Below are 18,392 nucleotides of genomic sequence, written 5' to 3'. Positions count from 1 at the left end.
CCATCGCTCCGGGAGACGCTGTCGATGAACGAAGGAATGAAACGCCGCGCGCGGCATGCCGCCGCGGCGGCGCTCGCGTGCGTGCTGTCGCTCGCACAGGCGGGCCTGCATGCACAGGAAACGGCGAGCGCCGCGAGCGCGGCACCGGCCGTCGCGCTGCCCGCGGATCTCGCGAAGGTCACGCACGAGCCGCTCGAGCAACAGGCGCGCTGGCTGCGCACGGCGGCCCAGCGCGGCACGCTCGCGCAACTCGACGACGCGACGCTCACCGCGCTCTTCAAGGCACTCGATCCGCTCGCCGTGCCGCTCTATATCCGCAACGGCCCGAACGGCTATCCGGCCTACCAGTTCACGATGGTGCGCCAGGAGCGCATCAGCGGAAAATGGTCCGACACGCCCGACCGCATGCTCGTGAAGACGACCCGCGAGCCGCTGCGAGTGTATGCGAAATGGCTGCCGGGCGGCGCGCATGCCGGCCAGGAGACGATCTACGACACGACCCAGCGCAAGGACGAGATGTATGGCCATCTCGGCGGCCTGCTCGGCAAGATTCCGCTGTGGACGGCGATCGACGGCGCGCTGGCGCGTGCCCAGTCGAATCACCAGGTGAAGGATCTCGGCACCGAGTTCATCACGAACCTGTACCTGACCGAAGGGAAGAAATACCTGGAAGCCGGCGTGCAGCGGCCGACCGACGTGCAGGCCAAAACGATCGACGGCGTGCGCGTCGTCGCACTCACCTACGAAACGCCGACCGGCCGGCCGCAGTTCTATGCGAAAAAGGAAGTGCTGGGGCTCGACCTGCACGCCCCCTATTTCCGGACCGTCGAGTCCTATGACAACGACGGCAAGATCTTCGAGCGGATCGTCATCGAGAAAATCGCGCCCGCGACCCTCGACGACACCGCATTCGACCCGAAAAACCCCGACTACGCGTTCTGACACGCGCTGACGGGGCCGGTCACGGGCTCAATCGTCATCGTCGTCGCCGTGGTGCCGATGCCAGTGCTTGTAGTAGTGCTTGCGCCACTTGCGGTAGCGATCGTCGTCGTCATCGCCGTAATAGCCGTATCCGTAGCCCGGATAGGCGACGACGGCGGGCTGCGGCGCCACATAGACCGGCGCCGGTTCGACATAGACCGGTGCGACCGGTACGCCGATGCCGACCGACAGGTCGACATGCCCCGCCATTGCACTGCCGGAAACGAGCAACGCCATGCCCCCGATTACCCCTGCCACTTGCCTCTTGTTCATGCTCCGGATCCCTGATAAGCCGGCCCGCCCGGCTCACGCAACCAATGTAAGCGCGCCGCCCGCGCCGAGGTGATACGGGGCTGCGAGAGTCGTAACGCGACGTAACGAAACGGCTTTGGCCATTCGGCCGGATCGCGAAAATGCGCCGGAACGTCTATAGTGGGTTACGGTTCGACACAATCGCGACTGCGCGCTCCCCTATCGAACAGGGTAGAATTCCGCCAAACGGCTTGTGGACGAACACGCCACACACACGCACAACATATTCTCTGACGCAGGCTCCTGCCGCACCTCAATGGCCAATCCCGCAGAATCCCATCCGCAAAACGACTTCATCAATTCGGCGCGCAAGGAACGTAAGCGTGTTGAAATCTATCTCGTCAACGGCATTCGTCTGACGGGGTGTATCGAGTCGTTCGACCAGTATCTGGTGATGCTGCGCACCCCCGTGGGTCTGCAAGGCATCTACAAGCGTGCGATTTCCACGATCCAGCTCGACACGGGCGGTTCGCGCCCGGGCGGCGGCGGCCCCCGCGGCCCGCGCACCGGCGGTCGCCCCGGCGGCCGTGAAGGCGGCGGCCACAGCCCGTACGGCTCGCACGGCGGTCCGCGCGAATCGCGCGGCGACGGCGGCTACGGCTCCCGCGAGCCGCGTGAAGGCTACGGTTCGCGCGAACCGCGCGAGGGCTACGGCTCGCGTGAGCCGCGCGAAGGCTACGGCGCACCGCGTGAACCGCGCGAAAGCTACGGCGCGCCGCGCGACACCGGCGACGCATCCGGCAACGCCGCGCCGTCGGATTCCCGCGGCGGCAACGGGCCGGTCATCGTGACGCGCCGCCGGCGAATCGTGCCGGACGGCCAGTAAAACAAAAAGGGCAAGCCAACCGGCTTGCCCTTTTCACTTGTACGGCCGGCGCGGCATGTCGCCGCACCGCCGTTACCGAATTCAGCGTGCCGTCGTCGGCAGGCCCGCGTCGGCCTCGCGCTGCAGCGAACGCACCTGCTGCTGCAACGCCCGCAATTGCGACTGGAGCTGCGCCTGTTGCGCCTGCAACGCCGCCGTTTCGCTCCGCACGCTCTTCTGGCGATCCGCCACCGCCGCCTGCTGCTGGCGGGCGATCGAGATGTCCGCCTGCAGACGCCGCGCGCGGTCCTGCGTGACTTCGATCTGCTTGTCCATTTGCGCCTTCTGCGATTCCAGCTTCGCCGCCCGCAGTTCGTTGACGGCCAGCCGCTCCGCCTGATGCGAGAAATCGCGATAGATCGCTTCCGCGCGCGTTTCGTCGTAAGTCTTGATCACGCGCCAGAACGCCTTTTGCTGGAACAACGCGACGAAATACGCACCGTCCTTGACGTTGAACAGCAGGCTGGCGCCGTAGCTGCCGTTGTAGCTCGTGCGCATTTCCGTCAGCGAGTGCGCCTGGATCTGGCGCTGCAAATCGTCGACCGTGCTCGGTCCCGTCGTCTCGCCGGCCTGCGGCTGCACCGACGTCTGCGCCTGCGAATCGATCACCGGAATCGCGGCCACCGGCGCCGATGCCTGCTGCACCGCCGACGGATCGCCGCCTGCCAGCCCCTGCGCGAATGCGCCTTGCATGCCTCCCACCAGGGCGAGCATTACGCTCACCCGCCCCAACCCCGTCATATGGCTCATGAAGTTTTATTCCCGCCCGAGTCGTTGTAATTCACCGCGATTTTATCTCATTAATTACTCGCTTTCGCGGGTCTCGGGCTCTTCGTCGAAGATCTGATATTTGCGCATTTTTTCCCACAACACCTTGCGGCTGATGCCGAGCTGCTGGGCCGTGTCCTGACGCCGCCAACCGTTTGCGTCGAGCGCCGCGATCACGCGGTTGCGCTCGTTCATGTCCCACTTGCTGCGATCGACGAACACCTCGGCCGCACTCTCTGCCGGCACCGGCTGGGCCGCGCTGCGCGCGTGCGCGATCAGTCGCTGCAGTCGCGCGGCATCCCAGCCGCCCGTCTGTCGCACCGTCACGCCGACGCGCTCGGCGAGGTTGCGCAGCTCGCGCACGTTGCCGGGGAAATAGCTGTCCGCGACCGAATCCGTGAGCCAGTACGGCAGGTCGGACAACTCGGCGAGCCGCTCCTCGCCCACTACCTGGGCGACGAACGACTTGAACAGCGCGATCTTGTCGACCGCACCGCGCTCTTCCAGCGACGGAATGCTCAGCTCGATCACCGCGAGCCGGTAGTAGAGATCGGCGCGGAACAGTCCCTCCTTCACGAGCTGCGGCAGCTTCTTGTTGCTTGCCGCGACCAGACGGAAATCGACCTTGACCGGCGCCGTCGCGCCGACGCGCAGCACCGCGCCGTCCTCGAGCACGCGCAGCAGCTTGACTTGCTGGTACAGCGGCAGATCGCCGACTTCGTCGAGGAACAGCGTGCCGCCGGCCGCCTGCTCGAAATAGCCTTTATGCGCAACAACCGCGCCCGTGAACGACCCTTTCGCATGGCCGAAGAACAGCGATTCGAACAGGCCGTCCGGAATCGCGCCGCAGTTCACCGGCACGAATTCGCCGTGCCGGTAGCGTGAATGCTTTTCGTGCAGCAGTTGCGCGATGCGCTCCTTGCCGACGCCGGTTTCGCCGTGCAGCAGCACGTTGGTGTCGCAGTCGGCGAACGTATCGACTTCGTGCAGCAGCGCCTGCATCGATTCGGAGTGCGCGACGAGTTCCGACGGCTGCAACGTCTCGGCTGCGTGCGCACGCAGTTGCGTGACGAGCTTGCCGATCATGCCGCGCAGTTCGGCGCACGTGAAGTCGAGCGGCAGGATATGCGAATACTCGGGCGGATACTGCGACGCGTCGTGGTCGCGCGCCGCGCCGACCCAGACCACCGGCATGCCGATGTTGGCCTGCCAGTCGCGCAGGAATGCCGCGCCGCCTTCGATCATCGTCACGCTGATGATCGCCAGCGAGCGCCGCAACGCGGCGCGCTCGGGCGAGACCGCCGCGTTGTCGGCGCGGATCACTTCGACGTCGAAGCTCGCCATGCACCGGGCGACGCGGTCGACGATGTCCGCCTTGCCTTCCCAGACGTACAGGTCGAGCTCTTCGATTGCGGGCGTGGTTCTCATGTTTCAGGTGCGGCTTGAGTAATTGACGGGTTGCTTGGCGTTGCAGATCAGTGAGCGAATGCGAGCGACGGCGATACTGCCTGCTTCGATAACGGAACGTTCAGGCATTTATTGAACCAGCATGGGATCGCCACATTTGATCGAATCCGGCGTGTTCGTGACATAGGCGTTCCCGAGGCTCAGGCCGAGGAGCCCCGTGACGGAGGTCAGGAGCGAATCGATCGGTTGCAGCAGCAGCGGAACGAGTGTGGTTGCCAGCGCGTTCAGGATCGGCCCGGTCACGACGTTTAATATAGGATTCGCGATGACGCTCAGCCACTGGAGCAAGCCACTGTTGGCCTTCACTTCCAACGACAGGCCGCTGTTCAAGATACCTTGAATAGCGGGCGACAGGAACTGATCCGTTCCCGTGCCGAGCATATAGGGTGATGCCGGGGTCGGCGAAGCGGACGATCCAGGCCCGGGATACGTGAACACCAGCGGTGTCGGACCTTGATTGGCGACGGGAACCGTCAACTGCCCGGGCAACAAGTTAACGTTGATCGAAACGTCGGTCAGGTCGACGATCCCCAGCGTCAGGGTTTTGACCAACGTCGTCAGTCCGGAAACCAAGTCGCCAAGGTTCAACAAATTGAGCAGGCTCTGCAGTTTGACGGACACCAGCGTAATGGGCGTGGCGCTGCCGGTGGGCGCATAACCACTGGGCGCACTGAGGTTGATCGGCGTATTCGCCGTACCGCCGATGTAGACGGCCACCACCCCGGTCTGCACGTTCACCTGCGCCCTTTTCGTGCCGTCCGAAGTACAGGTAACAGACGTCAAACCCGCCTTCGCCGGCGCCACATAGGCAGTGATGGGCAATTGCACCGCTGCAAGCGGCGTCGCGGCACCCGACGCACAACTGCCGCCCGGAAAGACTAGCGAGCCGTTTGAGCATGTCGACAGCAGCGAGATCGACGTATTGAGGAACACGTTGCCCTGAGCAGTCGACGTGTTGGTTATGCAATCGGATGTCCCGCAATTCGACGGCCCGGGCGGACCGCTCGCGGTGGATGGCGGATTTGCCCCCAACTTGACTGAACCCGACACGGTCACGTTCAGTAGCGGTGACAGTATCGTAGGCGTCTGAACCGTGACGCTGGGAATGTTGACCGAATTCGTGCCGTTCGCGATCTGCAATGCCGTCGACAGCAAGCCGAGTGCATTGACGCTGGCATTGACGGCAGAGCTTCCGGTTGCGGTCGCAGCGGAAACCAGTTGACCGAGAGCGATCTGCGGCCCGCCACAGACTCCCCCCGGACAAAGGGCGATGACCAGTGCGTTCAGCACCTTCAGGTTCGCAGCGGCCACGCTTTGCTGCGTCGCCGCCTGCACCGCGGCATTGGCCAGTTGACCGAGCGTCACGGTGCCATTCAGCACTCCGGTACTGGAGCCGACCGGGAGATTGGCGAGAATGCCGGCCAGCTTCAAGTTGACTTGTGCGAGTCCCTGATAGTCGACCAGTTGGAGATTCAACGCATTGTCGTTCGATCCGGTCAACGCCTTGAGTAACTGGTTGGCCAATCCACCATTCAACGCTGCAAGCGACGTGGTCAGCGTAAAAGTGTCGGTGGGTACGCTCTTGGCAATGGCAGAGCCGCTAATCGTAACTCCACCGCGAAAAATCCCGTCGACCGGCTCGGCCACCGTGACGCAAACGGCGTTGGTCGACTGGCCATTGACCGCTCCCGCCGAGAGACCCGCGCACTGATTGCCGCTGATCGGGTCGCCCGACACCCAGGTGAACTGCGCGCTACCGCTGCCTTGAGGTGCGGTCCAGATGCCGCACGACACGGAAATTTTCGAACCCGTCGGCAATGCATTCGTCGCCGGATTCGCGATTTGACCGGCTGCGGTCCTCGCTGCCTGGCAAGTCGAGTCGGTCGTAACCTGAGAGACCGCCGACAAAGCGGCCAGATCGGCCGCTGCTTGCATCCGGCGTCTTTCGGCATAGAAATGGCCGACGTCGATCGCGCCCAGGATGATGATCGCAACCAGCGCCCAGATCGTCGCCATGATCGCGACGCTACCGCGCTGGCGACTTCTCCCGGGACTGCCGGCGCTCCGTCGCCGCGTCGCGTGCGATTGATCTGCGCGCATGGTCATCCCGCTTATTGCGCGCCCTGCCCGCCGCCCGACATGCCGCCCACCGCACCGAGCTGTGAACTCATCGAATCCGGAATCTTGTTCTTGAACGAATCGAGGTAGCGCTGGTACGCAAGCGACGCGACGTCGCCGAACACGGGTTGCGTCGGCGCCGCCGCGCGGTTGTCCCGCTGCATCGCGAGCCAGTCTTTGGTCGAGCGGCCGACGTCTGACGCACCCAGTGCCACGGTGTCTTGACCGTATGCGGCGCCCGACCCCGTTAAGATGCAGACGACCGCGACCAGCGTCGCGATCCGGCCCGCACATGCGCTTCGATTGAGTGTGTTGTCGTTCATGTCGTTCCCCGGATATCTGTTCATTGTGCAAATCGTTGCAGCAACGGCACGGTCTGGTCGTAACCGAAGTTGTTCGCCATCGGCGTGATCGGCGTCGTCGCGCCGCGCCGCGACACAACCGGCGGCGTCGCGATTGCGCGCTGCTGCGCACGCACTGCCGCAGCAATCTTCGCGGCATCACCGTTAATGTCCTTGCGAATCTCCGTCGACAGATGCTGCTGGTTCATCAGCCGTTGCGCATCCTGCGCACGTCCTGCCGCAAACAGATACAGCGCGAGGTTGCTGACGATTTTCGGATTGCGCTGATCGAGTTCGGCAGCTTTCATCAGCGGCACTCGCGCACCGACGACGTCGCCGCTGCGCAACTTCGCATAAGCGAGATCGGACAGCAGCGACGGATCCGTCGGCGCGAGCTCCGACGCTTGCGTCAGCGCCTGCACGGCACGGTCGAAATCACCCGCGGCGCCCGCAAGCAGCCCCAATCCGCGATAGCCGCGCGCAGCAAGCGGTGTCTTCAGCAACTGTGCATACACAGCCGCGCTTGCGGTCGGCTGGTCGGTCATCCGTAGTGCGTCCGCGCGCAACAGGATCGATTCCGGCATGACACCGTATGTCTTGTCATATGCATCGATATGCGCGAGTGAAGCGTAATAGAGGCCCTGCGCTTGCATGCGCTGAATCAGCCCCAGATACATCCCAGGCGTATCCGGTACGGACTGCTTCTGATCTGCTGCTTGCATCAGTGCCGCACGCTCGGTCTGCGCGCCGACGCCATACCCGCTTTCCTTGGTTGCGCATGCGCCGAGCATCAACACCGCCGCCAGCATGCCTGCCCGGGTCACCGCTTCGTCGATTCGCTTCATCGTCTGTCCTTCCGTCCTTCAATGCTGCGACGACAACGCACGCATCACCGCCAGCATGCCGGGCCCCGCCGTCACGATCAGCAGAGCGGGCAACAGCGTCAACACCATTACGCCCGTCATCTTTACCGTCAATCTACCGATCCGTTCGCGCAGCATCGCACGACGCGTCTCGCGCAAACGGTCCCCGAACTGTTTGAGCGGTTCCTGGACCGCACCGCCATGCTTGTCGACCTGAATCATCAATCGCACGATCGCGCGCAAATCCTCGTTGTCGAATCCACTGGACAGCCGTTGCAGCGACTGCTCGCGCGTACGGCCCGCGGCGAACTGACGCTGCGCGATTCCCACTTCCGACGACAAGACCGGCAGCATCCCGCGAAAATCGTTCGTCACGACTTGCAGGCTCTGATCGAGCGACAGGCCGACGCCTTGCAGTAAGCGCAACATGTCGACGAGCAGCGGCAGTTCATCGACGACGCTCTGTCGCCGCGATGCTGCACGGCGCTGCACATAAAGTTTCGGCAGCATGAAACCCAACCCCAAGGCGATGCACAAGCCGACCATCCAGATACTGCCTTTCATGCGCCCGCTCGCGCAGATCGCGAACAGCAGCGGCAACGCGATCCCGCACGCGACGCGCGCACTCAGAAACAGCCCTCGCGTGCGTGCATCGACATATCCGCATTGCTCCAGCAGACGGCGGTCTTCCTCCGCGACCGCGTATTTTCCGAATCCGGTGTCCAGCCAGCGCATGCCTGCCACCGACAAGCGATCGAGCCAATGTTCGACACGTTGCCCGCCGCGCACCTTGGCTTTCGCCGGCACATCGCCATCCTGCGCGGGCCGCGCTTTCGCCGCCTCGAGTGCAGCCATGCGCCGATCCAACGCATCGACCAACGCTCGTTCGGCACGCGCCGCGGCATTCGCACGCAACATCGCAACCATACCGAGCAGCAGCACCCCAAGCGCGCCCACGGCCAATGCAATCGCTCCGATTTGAGTTGCTGTCATAGTGTCACCTGAGCCGAGCCATTCGATACAGCCATATGCTGCCTATCACTTGAGCCAGGAACGCGATCATGAGCAGCGATCGCCCGCTCGGATCTCCCCACATCCCGTACAGATACTTCGGATTGGTCATCACGACAAAGCTCCCGATTGCGATCGGCAGCATGACGAGGACGAATGCGGACAACCGTGTCTCCGACGACATCGCGGTCAATTCACGCTCGGCCTGTTCGAGGTCGCGCATGAATACGGCCATCCGCTCGAGCATCACATCCGCGCGACCACCGTACTTGACCGACAAGCGCAGCACCGAGCCGACGAGCTCGAACTCTTCGGTCCGGTAGATCTTCGCGATGTGCATCATGGCGCGGTCGATCTCGATACCGCCGCGCAGCATCCGCGACACGACGTCGAGACAGCCGCGCAGCGGCTCCTCGGTCGTCAGCAACGCGGACTGGAAAGCAGCCGGCACGCTATTGCCCAGCGTCACGAGACGCACGATCCCGTCGAGAAACGACGGGATCTGCCGAACGATCTTCAACCGGCGCCGTTGAATTCGCGACGCGAGCCAGACGCCGAGTATCGCGCTTCCGCACATGATTGCCGCGAAACACGCCAGCATACCGCCGCGACTACCCGCGACGACCGCAACCGCGACGAGCACTCCAAGCGCGACGAGCGCCTTGCCGCGCGCATCGTCGATCCCCGCGCGACTCGCAAGATTGGACAGATATTCGGAAGCGGTCGCATACCAGTGCGCCCAGAAAGCATCGGACGATATCGTTCGTGCTGCACCCGGTTGCTCCGCGGCACGCACGGCACCAGCGGCCCGCGCACGTGCCCCCTGTGCGGCGACGCGTGCCCCCGGCTCGAGCCGGCTGTCGATGAAGCGCTTTGCGTCGGTCCGTACGCGCCGGGTCTCCGCGTGACGCCACAGCATCATCGCAGCCGCGACGCACAGCATCGCGATCGCCAGCACCCATACCATCGCGCTATACATTGAAGCCCCCGCCTCCGCGGCCAAACCCGCCACCGCCAAAGCCTCCGCCACCGAATCCGCCATCGCCGAACCCACCGCTCGTCAGCGTCTGACGGAAGCGCGCGAGCTTCGGTGAATGCGGATGAATGCCCAGGGTTTCCCAGTGATCGACTTCCTCGCCCTCCGGTGTCACACGCGCTTCGTAACGGTAAAGCTCCTGGGTCGCGATGATGTTGTCGGACAGCCCGGTCACTTCGGTGATCGACAGAATCCGGCGCCGCCCGTTCGACAGGCGTCCGATCTGCACGATGAAGTCGATGGCGTTCGCGATCTGCCGGCGCAGGCTCGACTCGGTGCCCTGGAAACCTGCAAAGCCGGCAAGCATCTCGAGACGGTACAGACACTCGCGCGGCGAACTCGCATGCACGGTGCCCATCGAGCCGTCGTGACCCGTGTTCATGGCCTGCAGCATTTCCAGCACCTCGCCGCCGCGCACTTCGCCGACGATGATCCGGTCCGGACGCATCCGCAACGTATTGCGCAGCAAGTCGCGAATCGACACGACGCCGGTACCGTCGAACCCGCCCGGTCGGCTCTCGAGCCGCACGACGTGCGGGTGGTTCAGCGACAACTCAGCCGTATCCTCGATCGTCACGACACGCTCGATCTCCGGAATATGGAAGGCGAGCGCGTTGAGCAGGGACGTCTTGCCGGAACTCGTACCGCCCGACACGAGAATGTTGCAGCGCGCCTCGACTGCTGCCTGAAGCAACGTGTTGATCTCTTCGTTGAACGTCCCGTTGCCGAGCAGATCGGCTGGCTTGAGCGGATCCTTGCGGAATTTCCGGATCGACACGACCGGGCCGTCGATCGACAGTGGCTCGATCACCACGTTCACGCGGCCGCCGTCGGGCAGCCGTGCATCGACCATCGGATTCGACTCGTCGAGACGGCGGCCGATCGGCGCGAGGATCCGCCGCACGATCCGCAACAGGTGCGCGTTATCGGTGAAGCGTACCGGCAGCTTGGCAAGGATCCCGTGACGCGACACGTACACGTCGTTGTAGCCGTTGATCAGGATGTCCTCGACCGCCGGGTCCGCGAGCAGATCCTCGATCGGTCCGAAACCCGCGAGTTCCTTCGTCAGCGCCTCCGCGATCGTCCGTACTTCGTTCTCGTTGAGCGGAATGCGACGCAGACGCACGAAGCTGTCGATCTCGAGATCGACGAACTGGTTGATCGCCTGGCGGGACCATCTGCCGAATTCGGCGCCCAATTCTTCGATGCGCGTCAACAAATGTTCGTGCGCGGCATTCTTGATGTCGTGGAATTGCTGCGTCTGGGAGAACGGCGCTGCGCCGTCGGCAAATTGAATGTCGTGTGCCATCGCTTACGACCGCTTGGACGAGGGTTGAATGAAACGCTTCAGCGCGGACAGGCCAGGCGCCGGACGCGGTGCAGCCGGACGAATCGACACACCTGGCAACCGCGCGGCGAGCGATTCGAGCGCGCGCACGTACGGGTCGCGCTCCGCCATATCGACGATGAGCCGGCCCTGGTTCGCCGCATGGCCGATCACGACGCGGCGCGAGGGCAACGTGCCGGCCAGCGACAGCCCTAGGCGCTCCGCAATCTGTGCGGGCGTCAGATCGAGTGCAGGGTCGTACTGGTTGACGACGAGCCGTATGCGGTCCGTCTCGACACCCGCATCGCGCAGCCCGGTGAGCAGATCGGCCGCCGACACGATCGACGCGACGCCCTGGTCGCAGACGAGCCACGCTTCATCAGCCGAACTCGTGACCTGTGCAACGAATTCGCGGTTCGAAAAACCGCCGAGGTCGACGATCTGCTGATCGAAGAATGCACGAAACCGGTTCAGCAAACCGGCACACGACGCGTACGACACGTCGCGCAGCCCGCCGAGATCCGGCGGCAGCGTTGTCAATGCGACGCCGCTCTCATGCCGGGTCAACGCGGTATTCACGAAGGTGCGGTCGATGCGGCGCAGATTGTGAACCGCATCGATGAAATGGAATTCGCAGCGGGTATTCAGGAACAGCGCGCCATCGCCTGCCGGCAACCCGAGGTCGACGAGCGCGGTCTGGCGACCAGCCGGCGTCCCACCGTTCGGCACGCCGCCCCCCTCCGGACCCACCGCGCGCCTCTGCAACCATACGGCCAGATTCGCTGCGAGCGTGCTCACCCCCATTCCTGCGCGCGCGCCGAGCAATGCAACCAGCTTGCCGTGGCGGCTCGCCGGCTCGCCAACGTTAGTCAACAACCCGCGCGTCGTGCGCAACGCATCTTCCGCCGGTGCCGACACGTCGATGAAATCGCGGACGCCAGCGCGCAATGCAGCGAGCGTGCTCTCAGGCTGTGCGAGCGAACCCAGCGCGACAATCGGCAGCCCCGGATGCGTGGCGCGAATCGCAGCCGCAGCAATGCTCGCCGCCGCACTGCCATCGGAGAAATCGATGAAGACGAGCGCGGGATTGAGGCCGGTAATGCGCTGCGCCAGCATACCCGGTTCAAGCGACGCGGCCTCGACCGCGCCGGCCGATACGAGCGTATCGGCCAGCCAGCGGACATGCGCCTCATGCTGCGACGCACACACGAAATAGTCGGTCACGGCGGGTTCACACAATGATTGAATTCGCGCATTCATGTCGGACACCCCCGATTACACAAGGCGTGGCGATGCATCGCAAGCCGCGAGACATTGCACTCATTTCGAAAATCCGGGAGCAGCGTCCGGCGAAGCGGCTCCGCCCAAATACGATTTCCAGACCGGCCCGTCGCGCTGCTCGGACAACTCGCCAGGCGTCGCGGGCAACACTGCGCCCTTCGCGATCGGCGCGACGAGATGCGGCGTCACGATGATCAGCAGTTCCTTGTCGTTCTGCTGATAGCTCAGATTCTTGAAGAACGTCCCGATGATCGGCAGATCGCCGAGCAGCGGCACCTTGCTCACGTTAGACATCGTCTGGCGATCGATCAGGCCACCAATCACGAAGCTCTCCCCATCGCCCAGCTCGACGGTCGTGTCCGCCCGGCGCGTCGTAATGCCGGGCACCGCAACGCCGCTGATCGTCACGCTGTTCACGAAGTCGAGCTGACTCGATTCCGGTGCGACCTTCAGTGCAATCCGGCTCGGACTCAGGACCGTCGGCGTCAATGAGAGTCCGACACCGTATTGCTTCCACTGGATCGCCGTCGAACCGAGTCCCTGCGGCGATGGCACCGGAATCTCGCCGCCCGCGAGGAAACTTGCGCTCTGCCCGGACAGCGCGACCAGTGTGGGCTCCGCCAGCACGCGTGCCAGGTTGTTCGCCTCCAGCAGAGACAGGTCGGCAAAGATGCCGCGTCCGGCCGCGTTCACGACCAGGTTGAATGCGGACGCGACTGGCGATCCGAGCGTCGGAACGTATCCGCCGGTCCCCGGGCCCGAACCGCCGCTGTAAGACTGCACGCCTCCCGGCGAAAACGATCCGAACGAAAAACCGTTGCTTTGCTTGAAGAAATTGAACCCGACCTGCTTGAGCACCGAACGGCTGAATTCGACGACCCGCACGTCGACTTGCACGACACTCTTGCCGGGAACCGTCGAGCGGTCGATCACGGCGCCCTTTACGCTCATGTTCTTGCCGACCGCGGCCGCCCGCGCATGCGCCTCGAGCGACGCTGCCGAGCCTTGCAGCACCGCCGTGCCGCCGTATGCATTCACGCGCGGCGCAGCGCCGTCGAGCACGGCTTGCGCGGCCGCGTCGACCACCTCGACGTTCCAGATCGTTGGTTCATCGCGGCCGCGCTCCCACAGCATCACGTTGGTTGCGCCGGGAGCCTTCGCAGTAAGCAGCACGGAACCCGAGCGGCTGCCCTTCATGATCAGCACGTCGGCAATTGCCGGATCGCCGACCGCGACGCGCTGCAGGGTGCGGCCCGCCGAAATCTGCCGTTGTGCGCCGACCGCGAGCTCGATCGTAGCGCTCGCGCTCGCGAACGAGGTGAAAGTCATGGTGCAGATGGCAATCGCGAATGCAATCAGTGTGTTTTTCATCGTTTGGTAGACCGTCGCGCGGCCCTTTGCTTGTCGTCGCTGATATCGATGGCCGTCGACCTGGTTCAATAGGCAACCGTTTCCGACCGGCCGCCGCGAATCACTTCGATACTGCCGCCGCCCCCGCTTGGCCGCACCGGCGGCGGCAAATGCGACGGCAACGGCGGCACGTTCGCGCTGGCTACCGGCGTTCTCGGTGTGCCAGACAGTTGTTGCAGCGAGACGCCTGCCGCGGCCAACGCCGACGGCGACAGTTTGTTGTCGGTACGCACCGCAACCGTCTGTAGCGCAAGCTCCTCGTCACGCGGATTACGCAATGCAAAGGTCAGCCGGCCGCTCGCCTCGCCGAGCGTCAGCGCATCGACCTGCGCGGTCGGCACCGCGAGCACCGCGATGCGGGCGCCGGTCGGCTGCCCGTTACCACCGTTGTTGTTGCCGCTGTCGCGCTCGGCGGTCGCATCGCCGAACGACAGCACCCGAACCTTCGATAACAGAAGCCGCGCCTGGGTCTGCGAAACCTCGCCGTCGAGCATCGTGGTGCCGACTTCACGTTTCAGGTTCAGGAACACGTCGACGAAATTTCCGGGCCGCAGCCGGTTACCGACCGCGTTCGTTTCGTCGACGCGAACCGCAACCGCACGCTCGCCAGGCTGCACGTCCTCGGCAAGCCCCGACACCAGGGCATCTGCAACGACCGGAGTCGAGGCTGGAACGTCACGAATCGGCATGCGGCCAACAAGCAGGGCCGGATCGTTGAACGCGCCTGCCGGCGCCGGCACAGTCGTTGGTTGAACCTTCAGCGCATCGGCCGGAATCGGCTGCCCTCCGGGCAAAGTACGCGTTGCAATCACAATCGGCACGGCAGTTACCGCCGTCATCGGCTGTGCCGGCGGGGGACTTGATGCGCTGCGTCCGAGCACCCATGCATAGATTCCGAGCAGAACGGCGATTGCAATCAGCAGCCCCGCAATGATCTTCGTTAAGTTGTTGGCCATGTTGTCGTATGGATGCCGGAATAAAAATCCAATGAGTTTCTTCTTGTTGCGCGATTTGCGTGTGACAGGTCTATCGCGTCATGATGCCCAACTCACAGCATGGACTGCGGGATTTGCACCACTGCCGTACCGGTCAGCGGTTTGGTGATGATCGCCCCAAGGAATGGCATGATCGTCATCCAGCTATCTGGCGTATAGCTCACCGTAACTGTCAGGCAATACAACAACGGCGTAGACGTGCTGTTGTAGTTGCATTGCTGAGCCACCACGTTGGGCGGACTGCTGTTCAGCCAGCCGAGGACGTTCTGCGTAGTTGTTTTTGCGTTCGCGACGCGTGTCGTGAGATTCGGTGCGTAGCTCAATCCTGCGCGTGCCCCCTCGCTAGCAGCCAATGTCAAGCTTTGCTGAATGACGAAAATCATCCCGAAACTCAGGATCGCGTAAAAAATCACGAAGAACAGCGGAAACACGATCGCGAACTCCACCGCTGTCGCTCCACGTTGCCGTCGCCGTCCCCGACATGCGTTCTGTCGTTTCATCGCACGCCCCCTGTTGCGATCAGATAGATCAACCATGCAGCAGCCGGTACCGCGAGGCATGCGGCATAGGGCGTCGCCCGATATCTGCCAAGTATCAGCGTCGGTCGGCGCTGCCGCCACAGCCCCCCCAACAGCGTGCGCGACAGCAGCATCAGTGCGAGCGCGTGCAGCCCTGCAGCCAGACTGGCAGCCACCCAGAGCCAAAGTAGCGCGTGCGCACCGCACCAGATACCGAGCACAGCGAAAATTTTCACGTCTGCTGCGCCCATGACGCGCAGAAGAAAAAACGGTATCAGCCCGATCAGGCCGACCAGCATGCCGACCACTGCTTGATGCGCCGAAATACCAAATGGACTCGCGGCCACGCACGCGGCGCCGAGCCCACCGACTAATCCGGCCACGACAAGCACGTTCGAAATACGGCGGAGACGAATATCGCTGACCACGACCAAAGCCGCCCAGGCCAGAAATATCCCGCTAGAAATGAGATGTCCCATCACACCACGACCCGCAGCAGATGCAAGGGCGGGCGGATTACCGAGGCAGTCCGCCCGCTACTACGCCACGACGACTTCCACGAACGAAGAAGTCAACTTAGGCCGCATTTCCGCGAATCGCGTTGGCAGAACAGTTTGTAGCGGAAGGAGTGGACACGCAGGTGCCAAGATTCGTGAACATGGTACCGAGACTGCTACCGATGTTCGTCACCCCGGCGACGATCGCGACAGCGATCAGACCCGCGATCAGCCCGTACTCGATCGCGGTAACCCCGTCGTTTTCCTTAAGGAAACGCTTGATGATTGCTTTCATTTTATTCCTCGTGCCTGTATTTACGTTTTCTGGCCTTTTATACGTATACGTCCCCGCATATCTGGCCGTTTGCCCCAACCGTTCGCCACATCTGCTGTAACGACAACCGGGTGCGCTTTCTTTATAGATCGCCCCGAAGGGCCTTGCTCACGATTTGATGCAAGTTAACATTCGCGATAGCGCTCCTCCTCGAACGTAGTGTACCGAACCGTACATTTCCTTACATCTGCTCCGGATTCTATATCCGATCCTATTTAAGTTCCAACCTCTTTTAACCACTCTGACGGAAAAAAATGACCAGGAGCACAACGTATTTGTACGGCGTTTCGGTACGACTTACACATAGGATTTACGATAGGTTAGATGTGCACACCTAATCCACCAGTAAAACAATTGCCTCGTCCACCAAGCCTGCGCGGGCCCCACGTTACGCCGCACGCGTAACGCCAATGTTGTGACGTTACGTTACGAAACGGCCGAAACCGTTCTCATTCATCTGCACTTAAACAGATTCAACAATCTTTCAATTTCCGGAACTTCCTTTTCCGACAAGGAATTGCCTCGTTTAAAACCGGTTGTCGAACCGTCGAGCCTCGAAATGGCACGACAGTTGCAGAGTAGTCCTCGCACCACTCAACACAACGCAGTTCACAACACATTTTTAATGCGAGGACGAAATGGACATCAAGGTTATCCCTCATGGCGTGTTCCGGACGACTCTGATCGCGGCCACCGTTGCAGCCATGCTTTCCCTCTCCGCGTGCGGCGGCTCCGGCTCCATCAGCCAGGGTCTCGGCGGCGGCTCGAGCTCCGGTGGCGGCGATACGATCTCCACGTCGGGCGGCAACGGCTCCAGCGGCACCTCGGGTACGAGCGGCACGTCCGGCACCAGCGGAACCTCAGGCACGAGCGGCACGTCCGGTACCAGCGGAACCTCGGGCACGAGCGGCACGTCCGGCACCAGCGGAACCTCGGGCACGAGCGGTACGTCCGGCACCTCCGGTGTGTCGGCGAACCCGGTGGGAAATGTCCTCGCACAAGGCAGCAACATCATCACGAATGCCGGCGACACCGTCTCCGGCCTCGGCTCCGTCATCGGCAGCCAGACGCTGCCGGGCGTCAATCCGGCCACCACGCAAGCCGCCGGCGGCATCGTGCAAAGCGTCGGCGGCGCGGTTACCGCACTCGGCAACGGCCTCGGCAGCGGGCTCGGCCAACTCGGCGCGACGAAGGATCCGGTCGGCACCACGGTCGCCAGCACCGGCGGCGTGGTGAATCAGCTCGGCGGCGCAGTCACGCAAACGGGCAACCTGGTCACGAGCCTCGGCAGCGGCCCGCTGTCACCGCTCGCACCGGTCACGGGCGCGGTCGGCGGCCTCGCCACGACGCTCGGCGGTGCCGTGTCGAACGGCGGCACCACGCTCACCAACGTGCTGTCGACCGGCCCGATCCAGCAGGTCACGCAGACGGTCAGCTCGGCCATCACGCCGATCACGACCATGGTCGGCCAGACGACCCAGACGATCGGCACCGCAACCGGCCTCGGCGCGCCGGTCAACACGCTGCTCGGCACGGTTGGCAACGGTCTGAACCAGGCTGGCGCCCTGCTCGCATCGACGGGCGGCAACCCGGTCACCACGGGCCTCGGCAACACCGTCTCGTCGACGGGCAACACCGTCAAGGCCGTCGGCGGCCTGCTCACGGGCGGCACCGGCGGCGTGACCAACCCGCTCGCCCCGCTCACGGGTCTCGTGTCGACGGTGACCGGCGCACTCGGCGGCGCAACGGGTGGCGGCAGCGGCCCGCTCGCCCCGGTCACCGGTCTCGTCTCGACGGTCACGGGCGCGCTCGGCGGCGCAGCCGGCGGCAGCGGCGGCCCGCTCGCGCCGGTCACCGGTCTCGTCTCGACGGTCACGGGTGCACTGGGCGGCGCAGCCGGCGGCAGCGGCGGTCCGCTCGCGCCGGTCACGGGTCTCGTGTCGACGGTCACGGGCGCACTCGGCGGCGCAACGGGTGGCGCAGGCAGCGCAAATCCTCTGGCGCCCGTCACCGGTCTTCTCGGCGCAGTCACGGGCGCCCTCGGCGGAGTGACTGCTGGCGCAGGCGGCAGCAGTCCGCTCGCCCCGGTGACGAACGTCGTCTCCACGGTCACGAGCACGGTGGGCGTGCCGGCACTGAGCGGCGGCACGGGTGCCGTCACGAATTCGGGTTCGTCGTCGAATCCGCTGGCGCCCGTCACGTCGCTGATCGGCGGCCTGCTCGGCGGCACGCACGGCAAGTAATCCGACATCCATTCATCGAAAAGAC

The 18,392-nt window shown here is 63.8% G+C and carries 18 protein-coding genes; 3 read left to right on the top strand and 15 right to left on the bottom strand.

The window, feature by feature from the left end; all coding sequences use genetic code 11:
- Positions 1 to 24 precede the first annotated feature (24 nt).
- A complete protein-coding gene (locus KU887_RS08135; protein ID WP_258255481.1) occupies positions 25 to 942 on the top strand; it encodes a DUF1571 domain-containing protein in 918 nt (305 codons plus the stop codon).
- A gap of 27 nt (positions 943 to 969) precedes the next feature.
- On the opposite strand, the gene KU887_RS08130 is transcribed toward KU887_RS08135, so the two are convergent.
- Positions 970 to 1,254, bottom strand: a complete 285-nt coding sequence (locus KU887_RS08130; RefSeq protein WP_012492571.1) for a hypothetical protein — start codon at positions 1,252 to 1,254, stop codon at positions 970 to 972.
- Between the two features lie 295 nt (positions 1,255 to 1,549).
- Between KU887_RS08130 and hfq the strand changes: the two genes are divergently transcribed.
- Complete coding sequence (gene hfq / locus KU887_RS08125; RefSeq protein ID WP_006495323.1) at positions 1,550 to 2,119, top strand: RNA chaperone Hfq; 570 nt, start codon at positions 1,550 to 1,552, stop codon at positions 2,117 to 2,119.
- 81 nt (positions 2,120 to 2,200) lie between these two features.
- On the opposite strand, the gene KU887_RS08120 is transcribed toward hfq, so the two are convergent.
- From KU887_RS08120 to KU887_RS08055, 14 genes are all read right to left on the bottom strand, one after another.
- Positions 2,201 to 2,908 carry a DUF2968 domain-containing protein gene (locus KU887_RS08120; RefSeq protein WP_034178628.1) on the bottom strand — a complete coding sequence of 236 codons (708 nt, stop codon included), beginning with the start codon at positions 2,906 to 2,908 and terminating at the stop codon, positions 2,201 to 2,203.
- Positions 2,909 to 2,962: 54 nt separating this feature from the next.
- Entirely contained in the window at positions 2,963 to 4,354 is a 1,392-nt protein-coding gene (locus KU887_RS08115) for a sigma 54-interacting transcriptional regulator (protein WP_059723723.1), read from the bottom strand.
- A 108-nt stretch (positions 4,355 to 4,462) separates the two neighbouring features.
- A complete protein-coding gene (locus KU887_RS08110; protein WP_080324134.1) occupies positions 4,463 to 6,409 on the bottom strand; it encodes a pilus assembly protein TadG-related protein in 1,947 nt (648 codons plus the stop codon).
- A gap of 95 nt (positions 6,410 to 6,504) precedes the next feature.
- On the bottom strand, positions 6,505 to 6,834 hold the full coding sequence (locus KU887_RS08105; RefSeq protein ID WP_258255478.1) for a DUF3613 domain-containing protein: 330 nt from the start codon (positions 6,832 to 6,834) through the stop codon (positions 6,505 to 6,507).
- A gap of 20 nt (positions 6,835 to 6,854) precedes the next feature.
- Positions 6,855 to 7,697, bottom strand: a complete 843-nt coding sequence (locus KU887_RS08100) for a tetratricopeptide repeat protein (protein ID WP_258255477.1) — start codon at positions 7,695 to 7,697, stop codon at positions 6,855 to 6,857.
- Positions 7,698 to 7,715: 18 nt separating this feature from the next.
- On the bottom strand, positions 7,716 to 8,708 hold the full coding sequence (locus tag KU887_RS08095) for a type II secretion system F family protein (RefSeq protein WP_059723727.1): 993 nt from the start codon (positions 8,706 to 8,708) through the stop codon (positions 7,716 to 7,718).
- A gap of 4 nt (positions 8,709 to 8,712) precedes the next feature.
- Complete coding sequence (locus KU887_RS08090; RefSeq protein WP_258255476.1) at positions 8,713 to 9,705, bottom strand: type II secretion system F family protein; 993 nt, start codon at positions 9,703 to 9,705, stop codon at positions 8,713 to 8,715.
- Positions 9,698 to 11,071: a CpaF family protein gene (locus KU887_RS08085; protein ID WP_059723731.1), complete on the bottom strand. Its 1,374-nt coding sequence runs from the start codon at positions 11,069 to 11,071 to the stop codon at positions 9,698 to 9,700. The genes KU887_RS08090 and KU887_RS08085 overlap by 8 nt, the downstream gene beginning before the upstream one ends.
- 3 nt (positions 11,072 to 11,074) lie before the next feature.
- Complete coding sequence (locus tag KU887_RS08080) at positions 11,075 to 12,349, bottom strand: fimbrial protein (RefSeq protein WP_059723733.1); 1,275 nt, start codon at positions 12,347 to 12,349, stop codon at positions 11,075 to 11,077.
- A 60-nt stretch (positions 12,350 to 12,409) separates the two neighbouring features.
- Positions 12,410 to 13,741, bottom strand: a complete 1,332-nt coding sequence (locus KU887_RS08075; protein WP_059723781.1) for a type II and III secretion system protein family protein — start codon at positions 13,739 to 13,741, stop codon at positions 12,410 to 12,412.
- A gap of 65 nt (positions 13,742 to 13,806) precedes the next feature.
- Entirely contained in the window at positions 13,807 to 14,736 is a 930-nt protein-coding gene (cpaB, locus tag KU887_RS08070; protein WP_062884566.1) for a Flp pilus assembly protein CpaB, read from the bottom strand.
- 92 nt (positions 14,737 to 14,828) lie between these two features.
- On the bottom strand, positions 14,829 to 15,275 hold the full coding sequence (locus KU887_RS08065; RefSeq protein ID WP_080324133.1) for a TadE/TadG family type IV pilus assembly protein: 447 nt from the start codon (positions 15,273 to 15,275) through the stop codon (positions 14,829 to 14,831).
- On the bottom strand, positions 15,272 to 15,772 hold the full coding sequence (locus KU887_RS08060) for a prepilin peptidase (RefSeq protein ID WP_258255475.1): 501 nt from the start codon (positions 15,770 to 15,772) through the stop codon (positions 15,272 to 15,274). Before KU887_RS08060 ends, KU887_RS08065 begins: the two co-directional genes overlap by 4 nt.
- A gap of 97 nt (positions 15,773 to 15,869) precedes the next feature.
- Positions 15,870 to 16,085, bottom strand: coding sequence for a Flp family type IVb pilin (locus KU887_RS08055; protein ID WP_059723740.1), 216 nt, complete (start codon positions 16,083 to 16,085; stop codon positions 15,870 to 15,872).
- Positions 16,086 to 16,762: 677 nt separating this feature from the next.
- Here KU887_RS08055 and KU887_RS08050 point away from each other — a divergent pair.
- Positions 16,763 to 18,367 (top strand): collagen-like triple helix repeat-containing protein, encoded by a 1,605-nt coding sequence (locus KU887_RS08050; protein ID WP_258255473.1) that lies wholly within the window; start codon positions 16,763 to 16,765, stop codon positions 18,365 to 18,367.
- Positions 18,368 to 18,392: the final 25 nt, after the last annotated feature.

The organism is Burkholderia sp. EMB26 (genome assembly GCF_024730645.1).
GTDB classification, from domain to species: Bacteria; Pseudomonadota; Gammaproteobacteria; order Burkholderiales; family Burkholderiaceae; genus Burkholderia; species Burkholderia cenocepacia.
The sequence above is the reverse complement of the archived record's forward strand: the minus strand, read 5'-3'. Positions and strand labels throughout refer to the sequence as shown.

Bases quoted from the DNA above. Each gene is read 5' to 3' on its own strand.
- KU887_RS08135 (WP_258255481.1), top strand. From the start codon at position 25: ATGAACGAAGGAATGAAACGCCGCGCGCGGCATGCCGCCGCGGCGGCG.
- KU887_RS08130 (WP_012492571.1), bottom strand. From the start codon at position 1,254: ATGAACAAGAGGCAAGTGGCAGGGGTAATCGGGGGCATGGCGTTGCTC.
- hfq (WP_006495323.1), top strand. From the start codon at position 1,550: ATGGCCAATCCCGCAGAATCCCATCCGCAAAACGACTTCATCAATTCG.
- KU887_RS08120 (WP_034178628.1), bottom strand. From the start codon at position 2,908: ATGAGCCATATGACGGGGTTGGGGCGGGTGAGCGTAATGCTCGCCCTG.
- KU887_RS08115 (WP_059723723.1), bottom strand. From the start codon at position 4,354: ATGAGAACCACGCCCGCAATCGAAGAGCTCGACCTGTACGTCTGGGAA.
- KU887_RS08110 (WP_080324134.1), bottom strand. From the start codon at position 6,409: ATGGCGACGATCTGGGCGCTGGTTGCGATCATCATCCTGGGCGCGATC.
- KU887_RS08105 (WP_258255478.1), bottom strand. From the start codon at position 6,834: ATGAACGACAACACACTCAATCGAAGCGCATGTGCGGGCCGGATCGCG.
- KU887_RS08100 (WP_258255477.1), bottom strand. From the start codon at position 7,697: ATGAAGCGAATCGACGAAGCGGTGACCCGGGCAGGCATGCTGGCGGCG.
- KU887_RS08095 (WP_059723727.1), bottom strand. From the start codon at position 8,708: ATGACAGCAACTCAAATCGGAGCGATTGCATTGGCCGTGGGCGCGCTT.
- KU887_RS08090 (WP_258255476.1), bottom strand. From the start codon at position 9,705: ATGTATAGCGCGATGGTATGGGTGCTGGCGATCGCGATGCTGTGCGTC.
- KU887_RS08085 (WP_059723731.1), bottom strand. From the start codon at position 11,071: ATGGCACACGACATTCAATTTGCCGACGGCGCAGCGCCGTTCTCCCAG.
- KU887_RS08080 (WP_059723733.1), bottom strand. From the start codon at position 12,349: ATGAATGCGCGAATTCAATCATTGTGTGAACCCGCCGTGACCGACTAT.
- KU887_RS08075 (WP_059723781.1), bottom strand. From the start codon at position 13,741: ATGAAAAACACACTGATTGCATTCGCGATTGCCATCTGCACCATGACT.
- cpaB (WP_062884566.1), bottom strand. From the start codon at position 14,736: ATGGCCAACAACTTAACGAAGATCATTGCGGGGCTGCTGATTGCAATC.
- KU887_RS08065 (WP_080324133.1), bottom strand. From the start codon at position 15,275: ATGAAACGACAGAACGCATGTCGGGGACGGCGACGGCAACGTGGAGCG.
- KU887_RS08060 (WP_258255475.1), bottom strand. From the start codon at position 15,772: ATGGGACATCTCATTTCTAGCGGGATATTTCTGGCCTGGGCGGCTTTG.
- KU887_RS08055 (WP_059723740.1), bottom strand. From the start codon at position 16,085: ATGAAAGCAATCATCAAGCGTTTCCTTAAGGAAAACGACGGGGTTACC.
- KU887_RS08050 (WP_258255473.1), top strand. From the start codon at position 16,763: ATGGACATCAAGGTTATCCCTCATGGCGTGTTCCGGACGACTCTGATC.